This is a genomic window from Candidatus Burkholderia verschuerenii (assembly GCF_001189365.1).
Taxonomy (GTDB): domain Bacteria; phylum Pseudomonadota; class Gammaproteobacteria; order Burkholderiales; family Burkholderiaceae; genus Caballeronia; species Caballeronia verschuerenii.
The window spans coordinates 1-15,928 of sequence record NZ_LFJJ01000283.1 but is presented as its reverse complement, the minus strand read 5'-3'; the positions used below and the strand labels follow the sequence as shown (position 1 = coordinate 15,928).

General features: G+C 63.8%; 9 protein-coding genes and 3 pseudogenes. 8 read left to right on the top strand and 4 right to left on the bottom strand.

The features are described from left to right. The first annotated feature begins 265 nt into the window (after nt 1–265). From BVER_RS27775 to BVER_RS27760, 4 genes and pseudogenes are all read left to right on the top strand, one after another. Nucleotides 266–1,072 carry a Smr/MutS family protein gene (locus BVER_RS27775; protein ID WP_050455994.1) on the top strand — a complete coding sequence of 269 codons (807 nt, stop codon included), beginning with the start codon at nt 266–268 and terminating at the stop codon, nt 1,070–1,072. A 22-nt stretch (nt 1,073–1,094) separates the two neighbouring features. Further along, nucleotides 1,095–1,683 (top strand): annotated as a pseudogene (locus BVER_RS27770) (trimeric intracellular cation channel family protein). 127 nt (nt 1,684–1,810) lie between these two features. Beyond that, the gene (locus BVER_RS27765) at nt 1,811–2,464 is read left to right on the top strand and encodes a protein-L-isoaspartate O-methyltransferase family protein (protein ID WP_050455993.1); all 654 of its coding nucleotides are present in this window, start codon (nt 1,811–1,813) and stop codon (nt 2,462–2,464) included. A gap of 66 nt (nt 2,465–2,530) precedes the next feature. Then, nucleotides 2,531–2,854 carry a rhodanese-like domain-containing protein gene (locus tag BVER_RS27760; protein ID WP_050455992.1) on the top strand — a complete coding sequence of 108 codons (324 nt, stop codon included), beginning with the start codon at nt 2,531–2,533 and terminating at the stop codon, nt 2,852–2,854. Nucleotides 2,855–2,936: 82 nt separating this feature from the next. On the opposite strand, the gene BVER_RS27755 is transcribed toward BVER_RS27760, so the two are convergent. Genes BVER_RS27755 through hemC form a run of 3 tightly spaced genes read right to left on the bottom strand, consistent with a single transcriptional unit; the run spans nt 2,937 to nt 7,197 of the window. Beyond that, nucleotides 2,937–4,130, bottom strand: coding sequence for a heme biosynthesis protein HemY (locus BVER_RS27755; protein ID WP_198155443.1), 1,194 nt, complete (start codon nt 4,128–4,130; stop codon nt 2,937–2,939). Continuing rightward, nucleotides 4,130–6,190 (bottom strand): fused uroporphyrinogen-III synthase HemD/membrane protein HemX, encoded by a 2,061-nt coding sequence (gene hemDX / locus BVER_RS27750; protein ID WP_050455990.1) that lies wholly within the window; start codon nt 6,188–6,190, stop codon nt 4,130–4,132. The genes BVER_RS27755 and hemDX overlap by 1 nt, the downstream gene beginning before the upstream one ends. Next, nucleotides 6,190–7,197, bottom strand: a complete 1,008-nt coding sequence (gene hemC, locus BVER_RS27745) for a hydroxymethylbilane synthase (protein WP_050455989.1) — start codon at nt 7,195–7,197, stop codon at nt 6,190–6,192. The genes hemDX and hemC overlap by 1 nt, the downstream gene beginning before the upstream one ends. 315 nt (nt 7,198–7,512) lie before the next feature. Between hemC and ppc the strand changes: the two genes are divergently transcribed. After that, nucleotides 7,513–10,596, top strand: coding sequence for a phosphoenolpyruvate carboxylase (gene ppc, locus BVER_RS27740; RefSeq protein ID WP_050455988.1), 3,084 nt, complete (start codon nt 7,513–7,515; stop codon nt 10,594–10,596). A 932-nt stretch (nt 10,597–11,528) separates the two neighbouring features. Here the strand turns inward: ppc and BVER_RS27735 are convergent. Further along, nucleotides 11,529–12,293 (bottom strand): annotated as a pseudogene (locus BVER_RS27735) (class I SAM-dependent methyltransferase). Between the two features lie 136 nt (nt 12,294–12,429). On the opposite strand from BVER_RS27735, the pseudogene BVER_RS34770 reads away from it, so the two are divergent. The 3 genes and pseudogenes from BVER_RS34770 to BVER_RS34760 all read left to right on the top strand — a co-directional run. After that, nucleotides 12,430–13,191, top strand: a pseudogene (locus BVER_RS34770) (helix-turn-helix transcriptional regulator); the annotation flags it as partial. A 123-nt stretch (nt 13,192–13,314) separates the two neighbouring features. After that, on the top strand, nt 13,315–14,721 hold the full coding sequence (gene argH / locus BVER_RS34765) for an argininosuccinate lyase (protein ID WP_050455995.1): 1,407 nt from the start codon (nt 13,315–13,317) through the stop codon (nt 14,719–14,721). A 503-nt stretch (nt 14,722–15,224) separates the two neighbouring features. Then, nucleotides 15,225–15,928: carbohydrate-binding protein (locus tag BVER_RS34760; RefSeq protein WP_332309157.1), on the top strand; the 704-nt coding region annotated here is incomplete at its 3' end.

Below are 15,928 nucleotides of genomic sequence, written 5' to 3'. Positions count from 1 at the left end.
TGCCGACGCTTCGCCGATCACCTCGCGGTGACCTGCGCACGGCTCGGGGCCGATGTGGTTCGCTACTCCTTCATCGCAGTGGACTTTCACCACCTACTCCTTGCCGGTCTACCGGCGCACTTAGAATGGTGCTCGCCCGCTGACGATGCTACGATGCGAAACACGACGGGCCACGGTTCACGCCGCCGGCCCGTTTTGTTTTTGCTCGCTCGAGCCGCGCACGTCGTTGCACCCCACTCTCCCGCGTCATTCCGCGCCTCGAACGATGCCGAAGAACCAGCCCCATCCGAACGAACCGAAAGTGCGCCGCGCGCCCGCGCCGCGTCCTGCCGCGCCCGAAGCGCCGAAGCCCGTCGATGTCGCGGATGCCGTCAGGCGCGACGGGCTCGCCGGACTCGCATCGCTCAAGCGCGCGCTGAAGGCCGACGCCGACAAGCGCGACGTCGAGCGCGTGGCCGCCGCGCGCGCGGAACGTGAAGCCGTCGCCGAAGCGGACGAGTTCCGCCGTTCGATCGGCGAAGTGGAGCCGCTCAAGACGCCGCCGCGCACGACCATGACGCGCACGCCGCCCCCGCTGCTGCAAAGCCGCCTCGACGAGGAAGCGGTGCTGCAGGAAGCGCTTTCCGACGAATACGATCCCGAAAGCCTGCTCGATATCGACGAAACGCTGTCGTACTATCGGCCGGGCGTGAGTCAGGAAGTGGTCAGGAAGCTGCGGCGCGGCGCGTGGATCGTGCAGGCGCAACTCGATCTGCACGGCATGCGGCGCGAGGAAGCGCGCGAGGCGCTGGCGGACTTCATCCGCGAAGCCGTGAAGCGCGGGCTGCGCTGTCTGCGCGTGATTCACGGCAAGGGGCTCGGTTCGATCGGCAAGGAACCGGTGCTCAAAGGCAAGGTGCGCGCGTGGCTCGTACAGAAGGAAGAAGTGATCGCGTTCTGTCAGGCGCGTCCGCACGACGGCGGCGCGGGCGCGGTGCTCGTGCTGCTGCAGCCGGGCGGCGCGCCGCGGCATCATAATCACCCGCACGACAAGCCGCAGAACCGTAAGGCCGGACCCGAAAGTGCATCCTAGACTCACCCTCGCCATCTCCATCATGGATGGCGCTCGCGATCTTCGCGTACGCGTTTTCCGGTCTCATCGAAGCAAGAAAGCGCCGGCTCGATGCAGTCGGCGCTTTTTTCGTGGCGCTCGTCACCGCGTTCGGCGGCGGCACGGTGCGCGACGTCTTGCTGTCGCGCCGGCCGTTTTACTGGGTGATCCATCAGGATTACGTGCTCGTCGTCTTCGCGATGGCGATCTTCGCGCCGTACTTCCTGCGCGTGACCTCGCGCCTGTTCGACCAGCGCGCGCTGCTGATCACCGATGCCATCGGCCTCGGGCTGTTCAGCGTGTCGGGCACGTCGATCGCGCTCGACGCCCAGATGCCCGCCTTCACCGCGACGATGATGGGCGTCGTCACGGGCGTGTTCGGCGGCGTGATCCGCGACGTGCTCTGCAACGAGATTCCGCTGATCCTGCGCGACTCGCGCCCTTACGCGGTGTGCGCGTTCGCGGGCTGCTGGATCTATCTGGGACTCGCCGAACTGGACGTCGACACGATCTACAACGTGCTGATTTCGACGGCGTTCATCCTGATCGCGCGGCTGGTCACCTTCAAGTTCGATATCCGGCTGCCTCACTAGCGGGCGAACGCGCGCGCGGGCGGCCAAAGCCGTCCTTTTGCTACAATCGACAGGTTTTCTAGCCCACGCTCAGGCTTGCGGGCGTCACGCCGGCGGTCACTCCCTACGCACATAGCGCACACAGAACATGAACATCGAGCAAGCGCGTTTCAACATGATCGAGCAACAGATTCGTCCCTGGGAAGTGCTGGACCAGGACGTCCTGAATCTCCTATCGATCGTCAAGCGTGAGAACTTCGTTCCCGCCGCGTACCGCAATATCGCTTTCGCGGATCTGGAAGTGCCGCTGCCCGGCGGCCAGCGCATGCTGTCGCCGAAAGTCGAGGCGCGCGTGCTGCAGGAACTGGCGGTCCACAAGGGCGAGACGGTGCTGGAAATCGGCGCGGGCTCGGGCTATATGGCGGCGCTGCTGGCGCATCGCGGCCGCAGCGTGAAAACTGTCGAAATCTCGCCGGAACTGGCCGATTTCGCGAAGCAGAACCTCGCCGCCAACGGCGTGGCCAACGCCGAAGTCATCAACGGCGACGGCGCGCTCGGCTGGCCCGACGACGGTCCGTACGATGTCATCTGCGTGTCGGGCGGCCTGCCGGTCATGCCGCAGGAATTCCTCGAACAGCTGAAGGTCGGCGGCCGGATCGCCGCGTTCGTGGGCACCGCGCCGGTCATGAAGGCGCAGATCATCACGCGCGTCGACGAGAAGCAATTCCGCGTGTCGGACATCTTCGAAACGCTGGTGTCGCCGCTCAAGAACGCGGTGCATCCGTCGGCGTTCAAGTTCTAACTCCTTTTCACATGCCGATGCCGGGTGGTTGTCCGGCATCGCGCATCGTCCCTGCATCGAGCGCTCATGCAAAATCTTTCCGCACCCGAACTCGCCGCCTGGCTCGCCGATTCCTCGCGCCCTGCTCCCGTTCTGCTCGACGTGCGCGAGCCGTGGGAAATCCAGACCGCGAGCATGGCCAATATCGTCACCATCCCGATGCGCGACATTCCCGCGCGCAGCGAAGAGCTGGACGACGATGCGCCGGTTGTATGCATCTGCCATCACGGCGCGCGCAGTGCGTCGGTCGGCATGTTCCTGGAATCGCGCGGCTTCACCAACGTGTACAACCTGTTCGGCGGCATCGACGCCTGGTCGAAACAGGTCGATCCGAACGTGCCGACGTACTAAGTCTCAAGGCTTCGCCGGACGCAAAAAAGCCGCATGGTCTTCGTGACTCATGCGGCTTTTTCGTTGCTGCGGGCGCGGCCGATCAGACGACGTTCATCGCCAGCGCGCTCGCGCGATAATGCTCGGCGGCCTTGTCCGCATCGCCGAGTTGCTCGTGCAGCCGCGCCAGCGCGCGATGCGTGCGAATCCGCAGCGGTTCGTCCTCGGCCAGCTTCAGCGCCTGTTCGAGGAACGCCTGCGCCTTGCCCCACAACTGCTGATGCAGACACAGCCGGCCCAGCGTGAACAGCAGATCGGCGTCTTCGGTGCGCTCCTTCTGCCACGCTTCGGCGCGCTGAATCAGCGGGAAAGCGTCGCCTTCGACGATGCAATCCGGATAGCGCCGCAACAGCCGCGCGTCCCAGTTATGCGACAGCGCTTCCTCGACGATCTTGCGCGCCTCCGCGCGACGATCCAGCGCGATCAGCAACTCCGCCGCGAGATCGGCCAGACGCGGCGACTGGCGCTCGGCGGGTGTCAGCGTCTGCCAGAACTCGAGCAGCGCGTCCGGATTGTGCCGGCGATCGCGCAGCAGATTCTCCGACGCCACCTGACGCAGCCGCACCGCGACCGCCGGATGCAGTGCCTCGCGCTTTTCCAGCATGCGCACCAGCTTGAGCACTTCGCCCCAGTTCTTCAACTGCTGTTGCGCGCGCAACGCGATTTGCTGCGCATGGATGCGCCGGCCGCCCTGCGCCTGCATCTCGGTGAGCGCGACGAGCGCGCCGTCCGCGTCGCGGCCATCGGCGCGCATGTCGGCGGTGGCCATCAGGCGCGCGTCCTGCCAGTCCGCGACGGAGACTTGCGCGAGCCATTCGTCGCGCCGCGAATACTCGTGCAGACGATGCGCCGCGCTCGCGCCGACCAGACTCGCCGCGCCTTTGTTGTCATCGACGATCAAGGCATCGCGGGCGGATTTCTCGGCCTTCGAGAAGCGGCCCGCATACAGATGGCCGACCGCATCGCGCAGGGAATGGTTGGCCTTGTTCTGCTTGCTGCGCGCGCGATACGCCGCCACGCGCCCCGGCATGCTCCAGACGCCGCGAAACGCGCGGATCACGCCGTACAGCACGATGAACAGCACCACCAGCGCCACCACGAACAGATTCAGCGACACGTCCACGCGATACGGCGGAATGACCAGCAGAATCTGCCCGCCATCGAAGCCGCCGACCGTGGCGACGATCACCGCGAAGGCGAACAGCAGCGCCAGCCAGATGAGTCCTCGAATCGTCATCATCCGCCTCGCTTGAACTGATGGACGGCGGCGAGACTCGCGTTCAGATTCGGCAGCGAGACGGCGGGCGACGCGCTATCGACTTGCTTGACGAGATCGCGCACGGCCTGAACCTTCTTCGACGACGGATCGAAGTAGCGTCCGAGCGCGGCATCGGCGGCTTGCAGATCCGACTTGAGCGTGGGTTCGCTGCGCGACAGCAGCGACAGACGCGCGGACAGCAGACGCAGCTTGACGTTTTCGCGCACGAAGTAACCCTGATCCGGCGACGTCAACATGGCGTCGGCGTTGTCGATGCGGCGCACCGACACGAGGCTCGACAACTGCTGCCCGATGCCGCTCGTGATCTGCCGCCACAGCACCTTCCAGCGCGGCTCGCCGGTCGCCGCCGCGATCGATGCGCTGTCGGCCGGTTGCGCGGCCTGCGCGCGCGGCTGCGCGATCGGCGCTTCGCCCATCAGCGGCAGCTGATCGATCTGTTCGATGGCCGTATCTAGCTTGATGGCGAGACCCGTGAGATCGGTGCTCGGCGTCGACTTCAACTTGTCGATGTCGGAGGCGATCGCCTTGCGGATCACGACGACCTGCGGGCCGTTGGTCGCGGCGAGGCGCTCGTCGGCGCTTTGCAGCGCGAACAGCGCGAGTTGCACGTTGCCGGTCAACTGAAGCTGCTGGCTGGCGCTCGACAGAATCTGCTCGACTTCCGCGATGGTCCAGTCGTCGCGATTGCTCGCCAGATCCTGATATTGCTGCTGCAGCGCCTGACTGTGCGCTTCGGCATCGGAGAGCTTGCCTTGCAACTGGATGAGCTGCGTGTTGAGCGCGGCGGTCGCGCTCGCGGCCTGATCGGACTTGGCGCGCAGTTCGGCGTTTTGCGCATCGGCTTGCGCCACTTGCTGCGCGAGTTGCTGATTGTTGCGGTCGAACTTGCGGTTCAGGACGAACGCGCCCGCCGCCACCGCGAGAATGACGATGACGAGCCACAGCAACGCCATGCCCGGACTGCCGCGCCGCTTTTCCTGCTGCTCGTACGGCGTGAAAGGCTTGTTCGGCGGCAGGGACGAGGTCACGTTCGGCTGAGGTGAATCTTTCTTGGAATCGTTCGAATCAGTCATGCGTGATTGAGCCGGTTGGTGGGCCAGCGCTGTGGCCGACTGCGTTTCTGCTGCTGATGATGCCGCGTTTGCTTTAGCGTCCGCCGTCGCGGATGCGTGCGCGCTGGCAGCGGCCGCGCGCGGGAATAATGCATCGATCGACTCGACGATGCGTTCATCTCCCGCGCCGGACACCGTAATCGTATCAAAACCGCTCTGGCGCGCGGCTTCGGTGATGCGCGGGTGCGGGCAGACGATCGGCGCGCGCTTGAGCCGCGCGATTTCGTCGGCGGTGAGATGTTCGCGCGCGAGTTCGTCGAGATTGCGCACGCCTTCGGAACTGGTGAGCAGCCACGCGTGAGATTCGCCAGCGAGCAGCGCGTGGATGCGCTCCCACTTTTGCATCGACGGTTCGGGCAGCACGCGCCGATACGCCGCCACCTTTTCCACGCCCGCGCCCGCTTCGGTCATGCGTTCGGCAAGCCATTCGCGGCCGCCGTCGCCGCGCACGATCAGCACGCGCTTGCCTTCCAGACCGGCCTCGCCGAAATGCGCCTCGATAGCCGTGTACAACGCTTCGGAATCGAAACGCGGATCGGCATGTTCGGTCGACGGGCTGATGACGGTGTAGGTCGGTTCGCGCACGCCGTTGCGCGCCAACGCCGCGATGCTGCCCGGGCCGACCACCGCGACCGGTACTTCCACCGGCCAGCGCGCGTCGAGCTTGATGAAGGATTTGTCGATCGCGTTCGGCGATACGAACACGACCAGCGCGTAACGCAGCGTGTGCGGCCCGTAGAGCTCGTCGAGCGCGGCGCGCAAGGGCGCTTCGTCGGCGACCGGCGCGATGTCGATGAGCGGGAATTCGAGCGTATCGAAGCCCGCGCCGTGCAGTTGCGCGATCAGCCCGGACGAATGCCCGCCCGGACGCGTGATGACCAGGGTGGCGCGGCGCTCGCTCGCCATCAGGATTTCGTCCCCTTTGGCGCGGTGTTCGGACCGTCCGTATGGTGCATGGTGGTGAGCGCGCCGACGATTTCCATCGCGCCTTGCGCTTCGAGATCGGACGAGACGCGGCGGCCCAGTTCGAGCGCGGCGGCGAGGTCGGGCGCTTGCGCGCTTTCCTCGGCGCGCAGCACGCGACGGCCATCGGGCATCGACACGATGCCGCGTAGATGCAGCGCATCGCCCTGCCATTGCGCGAACGCGGCGAGCGGCACCTCGCAACTGCTGCCCAGCGCACGTGATACCGCGCGCTCCGCTTCGACGGCGAGCGCGGTCTTGTCGTCATGCAGCGGCGCGAGCCATGCGGCAAGTTCCGGCCGATCCGCGCGAATCTCGATGCCGAGCGCGCCCTGCCCCGCCGCCGGTAAACTCTCCGACGAATCCAGCCGCGCGCGAATCCGCGCTTCCATGCCGAGGCGAATCAGCCCGGCCGACGCGAGGATGATCGCCGCGTAATCGCCGCGATCGAGCTTACCCAGACGCGTATCGAGATTGCCGCGCAGCGGGCGCACTTCCAGATGCGGAAAGCGCATGCGGATCATCGCTTCGCGGCGCAGGCTCGACGTGCCGACGATGCTGCCCGCCGGCAGTTCGTCGAGCGACGCGTAGTGCCGCGACACGAAGGCATCGGTCGGATCTTCGCGCTCGAGAATCGCGCCGAGCGTGAAGCCGTCGGGCAGTTGCATCGGCACATCCTTGAGCGAATGCACGGCGAGATCGGCGCGGCCGTCGGCAAGCGCGGCTTCGAGTTCCTTGACGAACAAACCCTTGCCGCCGACCTTCGACAGCGTGCGATCCAGAATCTGGTCACCGCGCGTCGTCATTCCGAGGATTTTCACGTCGCAACGTGGATATAATTTGTGCAGCGCACACCGTACATGCTCGGCCTGCCACATGGCCAGTCGGCTCTCCCGCGAGGCGATGATGAGCGTCTCGGGCGGTGTCGTCGAATGCGTCTCGGAATTCATTGATGCTCGATGGAATGACGGGATGAAATAACGAACAATGGTAGCACGCATACCAAGGTCCAATTAGGGACGAGCGCCGCGCGAAGCCTTGTGCGGTGCGCCTTTCAGGGTGCTTCGACGGTTTTCGGCAGGGCCTGCGGCGGCATTTCTCCGATCGGGGAGCCGTGCATCGGCGAGCGATATCCGCGCACGTCCGTTCGCATTGCCCGGTCCACCACGACCCGGCCACGACGCGCAACGCGTCCGCTTCAATCGCCGAGCGTCGATGAATTTTGACGTTGTACCTTGGTCTTGCAGCTATAGAGGAGAACACACGTGACGTCTTCCGGACCGGCACGCAACGCGCGCCGCACTGCCGCATCGCCCGACTCTCTCTCCGACGCGCCGAACGCCGCGCCGTCGTCCCGCGTCATGCAAACGAAAGCCGCGAGCGCCGTGAAGGCGTCGAAGGCGGACGTCGCGCCCAAGGTGCCGAAAGCCGCGAAAGCACCGAAAGCCGCGAAGCTGCCGCCCAAGGCGAATGGCGACGCCGATGCCATCGACCACGCCGAGCAAGCCGCCGCGCCCGCGCGCGCATCGGGCCGCGCGCGCGACGATAAGGATCGGCCGCTGTTCGAAGACATCCGCTATCTCGGCCGCCTGCTCGGCGACGTGCTGCGCGAACAGGAAGGCGACGCGGTGTTCGATGTCGTCGAGGCCATTCGTCAGACGGCGGTGAAGTTCCGCCGCGAGGACGACATCGACGCGTCGCAGGCGCTGGAGAAGAAGCTGCGCGCGCTGTCGCCGGAGCAGACGGTCTCGGTCGTGCGCGCGTTCAGCTATTTTTCGCATCTGGCGAATATCGCCGAGGACCGGCATCACAACCGGCGCCGCCGCATTCACGCGCTGGCCGGTTCCGCGCTGCAGCCGGGCACCATCGCCTATGCCATCGAGCGGATGCGCGAGCAGAAGAACGTCAGCGCGACGCGCAAGATGCTGCAGAAGTTTTTCGACGACGCACTGATCGTGCCCGTGCTCACCGCGCATCCGACCGAAGTCTCGCGCAAGTCGATTCTCGATGCGCAGCACGATATCGCGCGTCTGCTCGCCGAACGCGATCAGGAACTGACCGGCCGCGAGCGCGCCCGCAACGAATCGGTGCTGCGCGCGCGCGTGACCTCGCTGTGGCAGACGCGCATGTTGCGCGACGCGCGCCTGACCGTTTCCGATGAAATCGAAAACGCGCTGTCCTATTACCGCGCGACTTTCCTCGAAGAGATTCCCGCGCTGTACGCCGATATCGAAGGCGCGCTGGCCGAGCACGGCCTGCCCGCGCGGCTGCCCCCGTTCCTGCAGATGGGAAGCTGGATCGGCGGCGACCGCGACGGCAATCCGAATGTCACCGCCGAAACACTCGATGCCGCCATTACGCGGCAAGCGACTGTCATTTTCGAACACTATCTCGAACAGGTGCACAAACTCGGCGCGGAACTGTCCGTGTCCGACTTGCTGTCCGGTTCGAGCGATGCCCTCAAGGCGCTTGCCGACGCCTCGCCCGATGCGTCGCCGCATCGCACGGACGAGCCGTATCGGCGCGCGCTGATCGGCATTTACACCCGACTCGCGGCGAGCGCGCGCGTGCGTCTGGGCGAAGGCGCGGTGGCGCTGCGCAGCGCGGGCCGCGGTGCCGCGTCCGTGCGCGCGACGCCTTACGCCGATGCCGCCGAGTTCACGCGCGACCTGCATGTGCTGATCGATTCGCTGGCGCAGCATCATGGCGCGTCGTTGTCGCTGCTGCGATTGGCGCCGCTCGCGCGGGCATCGGAAGTGTTCGGCTTTCATCTGGCGAGCATCGACTTGCGGCAGAGTTCGGATATCCACGAAGCCGTTATCACCGAACTGTTTGCGCGCGCGGGCGTGATCGCGGATTATTCCGCGCTGTCCGAGGAAGAAAAGCGCGCGGTGCTGCTGAAGGAACTGGCGCAACCGCGTCCGCTGCGTCTGCCGTACGCGGACTATTCGGACCTCGCGAAAAGCGAACTCGGCGTGCTCGAAGAGGCGCGCATCACGCGCGAGAAATACGGCGCGCGGGCGGTGCGCAACTACATCATTTCGCATACGGAAACCGTCAGCGATCTGCTCGAAGTGATGCTGTTGCAGAAGGAAACCGGCGTGCTGCGCGGCTATCTCGGCAGCAAGGACGATCCGCCGCGCGACGGCGTGATGGTGATTCCGCTGTTCGAGACCATCGCCGACCTGCGCAATGCGCCGGTCATCATGGACGAGTATTTCAAGCTGCCGGGCATCGATGCGCTGATCGAAAATCAGGGCAACGAGCAGGAAGTGATGCTTGGCTATTCGGACAGCAACAAGGACGGCGGTTTTCTCACGTCGAACTGGGAGCTGTACAACGCGGAACTGGCGCTGGTCGCGCTATTCAAGAAGCGCGGCACGACGCTGCGTCTGTTCCACGGTCGCGGCGGCACGGTCGGACGCGGCGGCGGCCCGACCTATCAGGCGATTCTGTCGCAGCCGCCCGGCACGGTCGACGGGCAGATCCGTCTCACCGAACAGGGCGAGGTGATCGCCAGCAAGTTCGGCAATCCCGAAATCGGCCGACGCAATCTGGAAACGGTGGTCGCGGCGACGCTCGAAGCTTCCCTCCTGCCGCACGAGAACGCGCCCGCCGAACTGCCGAAATTCGAAGCCGCGATGCAAACGCTTTCCGATTCCGCGATGGCGGCGTATCGCGCGCTCGTGTACGAGACGCCGGGCTTCACCGACTACTTCTTCTCGTCGACGCCGATTGCGGAGATCGCGGAATTGAACATCGGCAGCCGGCCGGCGTCGCGCAAGTTGCAGGATCCGAAGAAGCGCAAGATCGAGGATTTACGCGCGATTCCGTGGGGCTTTTCGTGGGGGCAATGTCGCTTGCTGCTGACGGGCTGGTATGGCTTCGGCAGCGCGGTGTCGGCTTATCTCGATGGCGCGGGTTCGGACGCCGAACGCACGAAGCGGTTTGGGCTGCTGCGCAAAATGCACAAGACCTGGCCGTTCTTCAAGAACCTGTTGTCCAACATGGATATGGTGCTGGCCAAGACCGATCTGGCTGTCGCGTCGCGGTATGCGCAGCTCGTGTCCGATAAGAAGCTGCGTAAGCATGTGTTCGATCGGATCGTTGCGGAGCATGAGCGGACTTCTTCCGTACTCGCTGAGATTACTGGGAAGCGTGATCGGCTAGCGGATAATCCTTTGCTTGCGCGGTCTATTAAGAATCGGTTTCCTTATCTCGATCCTTTGAATCACCTTCAGGTTGAATTGCTCAAGCGGCATCGGGCTGGGGATCAGAATGTGAGGCTTCGGCGGGGGATTCATTTGACTATTAATGGGATTGCGGCGGGGTTGAGGAATACGGGGTAACGGTTTTTTGGTGCCTATGGTTCTGTTTTCGCGGCTTTCTTTGCAGTAACCGCCTCCCCGGCGGTGGGGTCACTTTCTTTGCGGCGGCAAAGAAAGTGACCAAAGAAAGCCGCTTGTCCGATCCTAAGCACCTTCTTGGCCGGCCCCGGCACAGTACTGAACACTTGGCACAGCAGTAGCGAGTGTTTTCAAGTTTGGTTTGCGCGCTGGTTCCCATGCGATCAGCGCTTTCTCGCCCACCTTGGTCGGTCCCCTTCGGCTTACTCCGGCCTGCTCGCGCGGCCGGTTTTGGGCCGTTTGGGCAACCGGCAGTGAATTACCGGAACGACCTCGAATGCCTCGTCGGTTTCTTCGTTATTCGGCCCTACCTTGGTTAGTGCTCCGATAAATAATATGTGCACTTGCTGCGCATCGGCCGCGGATCGTCAGGGGCGGACGCTCGCTCCGACCGACAAACTTATGCTGACGAGCCTCTACCGCTGGCGGCGCACGGCATGACACGAGACAAACGCTGCTGCGATTGAACTGCGACAGCGAATGAATTTCGTCGAAACACTAACCAAGGTAGGGCCGAATAACGATCAAAGCGATGAGGCGTGCAAGGTCGTTTCGCAAAATACCTGCCGGTTGCCTGAACGGCCCTAAACCGGCCGCGCAGCGGGCCGGAGTAAGCCGAAGGGGACCGTTACCGAGGTAGGCGAGAAAGCGCTGATCGCATGGGAACCAGCGCCCGCAGGTCCAGCGCGAACACTCGCTACTGCTGTGCCAAGTCTAAATTCCTGTGCCGCGGCCGCTCAAGAAGGTGCTTAGGATCGGCCAGCGGCTTTCTTTGGTTACTTTCTTTGCCGCCGCAAAGAAAGTGCCCCCTCCGCCGGGGAGGCGGTTACTGAATAAACAAACCAAAAAGAGAAACAGAACTAGGCACCAAAAACCTATCCCCTAACAGAACCCTCAATCATCAAAGCATCAAGCTCAAACGAGCAATCGTGCTGTAAAGAAAAGTACTGCCGAACTTAATCCGGCGCCCGCGTCCACATATCCCGAATCGCCGCCACGCGCACATCAGAAGTCCTCATCCGCGCAACCCAGGAATCGAACTCGAGCGCAATCCGCCACCGCTCACTGACGCGCACCTGAAACCCCGCATCCTCGAACATGGCGATCCACTCATCCGCCCGATAATCGCGAATATGCGACGCATCGCGCAGCAGCTCGACAGCCTGAATATGCGTATCGAGCAAAGGATCGTCGATACCCGCGATATCGATAAACCTCACGCGTCCGCCCGGCCGCAACACCCGCCGCACCTCCGCGAGCGCGCGCGGCACATCGCGCCAGTGATGCGCGCTCATCCGGCTGATGGCCCAATCGAACGAGCCGTCCTCGAACGGCCGCGACTCGGCCGCGCCCTGCTGCGTGCGAACCGACGTCAAACCGCGCTCGCGAGCCGCCGCATCGACGGTGGCGAGCATCGGCGGCGCGATGTCGTAGGCGACCACTTTGCGCACATGCGGCGCGACCGCGAAGCTCGCGTGCCCCGCCCCGCAACCCATGTCGAGCACGCGCGCGTTGCCGCAGGTCGCCGCGAAGGTCGCGGACAGCGTCTGCAGATCCGCGCCGCTCGCGTGAACCTGACTCGTGAGATAAGCGGCAGCCGTGCTGCCGAATGCATCCGCCACCTGATCGTGGTGTTTCATGATGGTCTCCGTGTTCGGAAAGACTGATTGGGGGATCGAGCGCGCCTCGAATCGCTACAATAGAGCCCGCCCAGTACCGGTACAAGTTGTGTAGTTATCCCGGTATCCAAACCACTAGCCGGCTGTCGAAGCCTCAATGAGCCCGTCCGACAAAAACGATCCTCTCGCCGAAACGCCCGCGCGCGCGCTCGGCGATTTCATTCGCGCGCATCGCGAACGGCTGTCGCCGCAGGCGGTCGGTTTGCCGCCCGGCCCGCGCCGTCGCACGCCGGGTTTGCGTCGCGAGGAAGTCGCGCAACTGTGCGGCGTCAGTCCGACCTGGTACACATGGATCGAGCAAGGCCGCCCCGTGTCCGCCTCCGCCGATGCCCTCGCGCGCATCGCCGTCGCGCTGCAGCTTTCGCGCGCGGAACAGGCGTATCTGTTCGAACTGGCCGCCCAGCGCGATCCCGCCGAGCCCGATCCCGCCTCGCTCGATGCACCCGCCGCGTTGTTGCAAACGGTCGGGATGATCGAAACGCCCGCCTACGTGCTCGACCGCCAGTGGAACGCGCTGCGCTGGAACGCGCACGCGGCCGAGTTGTTCGTCGGCTGGCTCGACGGCGAGCACGACCGCAATCTGCTCACCTACACCTTCACGTCGCCGATGGCGCGCGATCTGATCGTCGACTGGGAAACGCGCGCGCGACGCCTCGCCGCCGAATTCCGCGCCGACTCAATCCGTCATCTGAACGATCCGCCGACGCGCGCGCTGGTCGACACGCTCTCCGCCGCCAGCGCCGCGTTCGCCCGATTCTGGGCGTCGCAGGACGTGTTCGAGCGCGAAGGCGGCGAGCGCGCGTTCAATCATCCGCAGCGCGGGCGCGTCGTGTACAATCAGATCACCTTCAAGCCCGCGCATCGAGCCCGCGCATCGCGAAGATCTGAAACTCGTGATTCTGGTCGGGAACGACTGACGCCATTTGTTAAAATCGTGGACTTCCGGCTGCAAACGGCCGCTTTCATCGCAGATCACATCATCATGACGTCCCAACTCCACAAAAAAGGGGAAGCCTGGTCGGCTCGCTTCTCCGAGCCGATGTCGGAGCTCGTCAAGCGCTACACGTCCTCGGTGTTCTTCGACAAGCGGCTCGCGCTCGTCGACATTCAGGGCTCGCTCGCGCACGCGTCGATGCTCGCGGCGCAGAAGATCATCAGCGCCGACGACCTCGCAGCCATCGAACGCGGCATGACGCAGATCAAGGGCGAGATCGAGCGCGGCGAATTCGAGTGGAAGCTGGACCTGGAAGACGTGCATCTGAACATCGAGGCGCGTCTGACGGCCCTGATCGGCGATGCCGGCAAGCGTCTGCACACCGGCCGCTCGCGCAACGATCAGGTCGCGACCGATATCCGCCTGTGGCTGCGCGGCGAAATCGACCGTATCGTCGATCTGCTGCGCGATCTGCGCGTCGCGCTGATCGACATGGCCGAGAAAAACGCCGACACCATCATGCCGGGCTTCACGCATCTGCAAGTCGCGCAGCCGGTGACGTTCGGGCATCACCTGCTCGCCTACGTCGAAATGTTCTCGCGCGACGCCGAGCGCATGCGCGACGCCCGCAAGCGCGTGAACCGTCTGCCGCTGGGCGCGGCGGCGCTCGCCGGCACGAGCTATCCGATCGATCGCCACGCGGTCGCGAAGACGCTCGGCTTCGACGGCATTTGCGCGAATTCGCTCGATGCCGTGTCCGATCGCGATTTCGCCATCGAATTCACGGCGGCGGCCGCGCTGGTCATGACGCACGTGTCGCGCTTCTCGGAAGAACTCGTGCTGTGGATGAGCCCGCGCGTCGGCTTTATCGATCTGGCGGACCGTTTCTGCACGGGTTCGTCGATCATGCCGCAGAAGAAGAATCCCGACGTGCCCGAACTCGCGCGGGGCAAGACCGGCCGCGTGAACGGCCATCTGATGGCGCTGCTCACGCTGATGAAAGGCCAGCCGCTCGCCTACAACAAGGACAATCAGGAAGACAAGGAACCGCTGTTCGATACCGTCGATACGGTCGCCGGCACGCTGCGTATCTTCGCTGAAATGGCGTCGGGCATCACCGTCAAACCGCAAGCGATGCGCGCCGCCGCGTTGCAAGGTTTCTCGACCGCAACCGATCTCGCCGATTATCTCGTGAAGCGCGGCCTCGCCTTCCGCGACGCGCACGAAGCCGTCGCGCACGCGGTGCGGATCTGCGTGGATCGCGAATGCGATATCGCGGGTTTGTCGCTGGACGAAATGCGAAAGGAACTGCCGAACGTCGTGCATCTGATCGGCGAGGACGTGTTCGAGTATCTGACGCTCGAAGGCTCGGTCGCGAGCCGCGATCACGCGGGTGGCACCGCGCCGGATCAGGTTCGGGCAGCGGCGAAAGCCGCGCGTGAATCGCTCGGTTGACGCGTTTCGTTTTACGCTGGTTTTGGTGCACAGGAAGGCTCGCTTATGCGGGCCTTTTTTGCGGGCGTTGTTATTTGGAAATTAGTAGAAAACGTCGTGCGCGAACGGCGTTTCGAGCTTTGGCGCATTTACGCCGATCGCACTGATTCGCGGATATATCGAAGCGATATGTGCGCGTCTCGCGTTTCAACTCTTCACGTCGCGATACGCAATCGACACGACGACTCTATACAAAACACATTCGCCGTGTCGATTATCAAAACGACTCGCACAGTCCGCGCGGATTGATTCGAAAATCACGCGCCGCGTTTCAGCAAGGTCAATTCAGTAAATCGGATTTGAAGGAAGCCTAATCGTCAAAACTGGCTTGTTTGTGGTTTGGCGTTGGATTATCACTGTATCCGCATCTCTTGGTTGACGAATGACAGGCAGTTTATTCGTAAGTCGCAGAGCAAAAAGCGTCGTGCCAAGCAATCTAAAACGAAACGAAGGAGGCCATTCTGATGAATCGCCTTAATAAGCAGTGCAAATCCACTGCCATCGCCTTGGATGCGTTCGTCGCCTATTCCGTCAGCGCGATCGGCGCGGAGTGGCAGGAAGGCACCACCTACCCTGCCGGCACGACCGTCACGTATAACGGACACACGTATCAGGCGCTGCAATCGCACACGGCTTATCCGGGCGCGGGATGGACGCCGTCCTCGACGCCGACGCTTTGGAAGGACCTGGGCGCATCGGGCGGAACGCCTGCGCCCGCTCCGACGCCGACGCCCACGCCTGCTCCGACGCCCGCCTGTGCTTGCTATAGCGCGTGGTCGACATCGCAGGTTTATGCGAATGCGGGATCGCGTGTCACGTACAACGGGCGCAACTATCAGAACAAGTGGTGGACGCAGGGCGAAAATCCGTCGCAGGCGGGGCAATACGGCGTCTGGCAAGACCTCGGCGCATGCTCGGGCGGTCCGACGCCCGCACCGACGCCGACGCCGACGCCGACGCCGACACCGACACCAACACCAACACCAACACCAACACCAACACCAACACCAACACCAACACCGACACCACCACCGCCACCCCCACCAACAACCACCCCCAAACAAACACCAACAACAACAACAACACAAACCACAACCACACAAACAAAACCAAAAGAAACAAAACCAACAACAACCACGAACACCAACACAACAACAAAACATAAGAC